The sequence below is a fragment of the Pseudoduganella sp. RAF53_2 genome, assembly GCF_052113985.1.
Taxonomy (GTDB): domain Bacteria; phylum Pseudomonadota; class Gammaproteobacteria; order Burkholderiales; family Burkholderiaceae_D; genus Rugamonas.
In genome coordinates this window covers 1-3,177 of sequence record NZ_JBFRDW010000676.1, presented here as the reverse complement: position 1 = coordinate 3,177, position 3,177 = coordinate 1, and the positions used below count along the sequence as shown (strand labels likewise).

Genomic DNA, 3,177 nt, shown 5'->3' with positions numbered 1-3,177 from the left:
GATGTAGCCATGGAACGACCAGGCAGTCAGCAATTCGCAACGTGAACTCGCAACCTTTAGGGTCAACGAAGTACGTGAATTGTCTCAAGTGTTCGGCCAAGCCACTCGCAGATAAACAAGTATCGATAAAAGATGCATGCAACTGAGGCTTGATTTGACTAGCTAAGCGAATCACCGAATCAATTCGATTAGTGCGATATGCAGCTTCAATGTCGACAAGCACTGGACTGACCGACCAAGCAGGCCGATCGTAGAGCGGAAGCAGCCAACGTGAACGGCGCTTAATTTTCGTCCATGGCTTACCTTCTGCCTCCGACATCAAGGCCGTATCCAGCAGTAGAAAAGTAGAGTAATCGCTCATTTCGACGGCGCATATGGGCTGTGGGCTTGTGCGGTAATCCGCAGACATGGAACGCAAATCTTTGTTACTGGTTTGTCTCCCGGGAACTGCAGTTGTTTGCTTTGGCCTGGATGCATTTCGTGCATGGACGCATACATTTGATGCTTGCCCGATGTGTAACCCTTTATCCCGCCTGGGCTCAACTCGATCTCTGTACCACCACCATTTATTCGCACGCCCTTCTTCGCTTTTATCGTGATCCAATCTGCATTGCTGATGATGTCCACGACCTTCTTTGCCAAGAGTTCAAGCTGGTCACCTTGCGCCYGTATAGAGATTTTTCCGCTTGCAGCAGCAGCTTTCACGGCTCCTTCGTTTGCATAGAGGCTAATGTCCCGCACTGCACGGATTGCTGCACTTTCGCCAGCTACAGCAGCGATCGAGGATGCCGTAATGAGATCGATATTCTTCGCAGCCCCAACTGAGAATCCTTCAGGGGTTGCTGCGATCAAGCCGCCGCCTGCGGAAATGGCCATTAGTCGAGATGCCGCCTCATGCATCACTCTCAAATTTTCCGCAGCCTTTTCAAACTGCTCTGCATTCTGTTTATCATCTATGCATTGCGACGCGCGCTCCCCCAACTCCTTTCCCAACCTTAAAATCCCTTCGACTAACTCAGTCATCCCGTCTCTCCCTAACTGATGCGAATCAATGGATTCAAGTGACTCCGTACTAATTAAAATTCCTGACTGCCCCCGTATCGCGACGCTATTCTCGCTACGAAGTTCTACCCCTTCACCGCGATCTTCGGCTTGACCATCTTTCTTCGGACCAGTTAGATATCCAAGGTTTAACTGTGAACTGCCATGGTCGCTAGCCAGCTGCGCGCTGATCTGCTGAAAAGTGTCATCGAAGCACAATTGATTTGCCCGTGCCCCATCTATTTCTCGGCTTCGGATTCCAGATAGATGTCGATTTCCAGGCAATCCACCTGCCGTGCTTAGCGCCGCAGGTTGCGCATCCTGGTTGTATAACTGTCCAACAATCGCAGGCTTGTCTGGATCTCCGCCCAGGAACGCGACCAACACTTCGCTACCTACGCGCGGGAGGCCAAGAAAACCACACTGACTATGCGCACCCCGCCCGTTACCAGCCCAAGTCGTCGCAACGCGCACCCAGGCTGAATCTGAATCGGTATCGGAAGCACCAGTACCTTCTGCATGTTCGTGATCAGGCTCGCGCGTGCCGGTGAACCTAATCTTCACGCGTCCAAGTTCGTCGCAGTGGACCTCTTCGCCTTCTGGGCCGACGACGATGGCACTCTGCACAAGCGCATGCGGAAGTTCGGTGCTCGCATCCCACTTAGGAATAATCTCTATACCGCGCCTGACCGCAGTGAAACGAACCTTGGTGCGAATGTCTTCTTGCGCCACGCCTTCAAGTGCATCATTCTCATAAGACTTCCAGCGATTGCGCGAAAACAGTCGCTCGACGCGCTCGGCCAGGTCCTTCGGAAGATTATTCACTGCGATCACCTGCAGCGACGTGACGACGAAGTCGCGGTCTGCCTCGGGATGCGCGTCGATTTCTGGATGCTCGGCCAGCGTGAAATATTCGCCAGCGCATAAATCGCGCACACTGCCTTCACCGTGGAAGCACTTCGACTCATAGTCATACCTGTTCATTGCCAGTTGCCCCAGCTGGCACAAGTCTTCGTGGTCATCACCGATGTGCGGCGCCTGCACCAAATAGTCATCCAGGCTGGCGGACATCTCATTGCCGCTCGGCCCCTGATCCACACCACTGGCAGAGGTGGCACTCATAAAATCACGCCCCCGCGGATTCATGTAGTCCCAGCTATGCCGCGTCACGCTCCCAGGCTGCAAGGTGCGGACGGCGCACCAAGCGGTGACGGAGTCTCGTTCTTCGGTCGCGTTATCGCGGTGGTAGCGCACCGTGCCGGCAGCATTCGGTGGGATGCTTTCCGCGTTGTTGAACATGACCAGCTTGTGCGCCAGCGATGCGAGACCGTCAGCGCGGAAATACCATGCAATGCCGCGGCGCTTCATCAGGCGCCGAATGAAGGCGGCATCAGACTCGTTGTACTGCATGGTGAACTCGCGCTGAGGATATTCGCGCAGCGCGAACAGTTCATCGGTCTCGTAGTTGAAAGATGTGCCGATGATGGAGTTGGACTGCCGCCATTCATCCAGAATCAGCTGCACGATCTCGACTTCGTTCTTGTTGCGGAACACACGTGTGTTGTTTCGCTTTTCGAGAATAGCCAATGCGTCGCGCATCACGATTTGGTAACTAGCGAGACCGCCATCGCTATCACCAGCCGCAGCTTCGGTGATGATGCCACATACACTGCGCAGGTCTCCTCGGTCGGTCACAAAGTCAACGGCTACAGGCAACGCGATCAATTCCTTCAACGGAAGAAAGGCGTCTAACGCAACGCAGAGAATGCGGTATTCGAGGCCGCCGCAGATGGACTCCGTTCCATACACGCGCTGAGGTAGCAGTACGTCTTCAAGCATTTGAGTTGGATGGGACAAGCGAAGCCGGATCGGGCGATGCTCCGTGACGAGGTCACGTTGTTGTTGCAGGAAGCTGAACAGGGCGTTTTCCAGTTGCATGGCAGGCTCTCTTGTTCAATCGCGCGAGAGAACATGGTTGCATGGCTTGGCACGGCAGAAATTGACCTTCCGCAAAGAAGCAGTTCTACACAAGCGATTGCTGACCGGTCGTGGGCTCAAGCTGGAGCAGCAAGGCTTCCGCGTCCGTGTAGAGGCTCAATTGCGCATACCTATTGCGTGGCACGCGTGACCGAAAAA

At 54.3% G+C, this 3,177-nt stretch carries 2 protein-coding genes; both read right to left on the bottom strand.

The genetic code is table 11. The annotated features are described in order from the left end of the window. On the bottom strand, nt 1–361 hold a 361-nt coding region (locus tag AB4Z11_RS27615), incomplete at its 3' end, for a DUF4123 domain-containing protein (protein WP_442029039.1). Next, a complete protein-coding gene (locus AB4Z11_RS27610) occupies nt 358–2,979 on the bottom strand; it encodes a type VI secretion system Vgr family protein (protein WP_442029038.1) in 2,622 nt (873 codons plus the stop codon). The genes AB4Z11_RS27615 and AB4Z11_RS27610, both read right to left, overlap by 4 nt. Between the last annotated feature and the right edge of the window lie 198 nt (nt 2,980–3,177).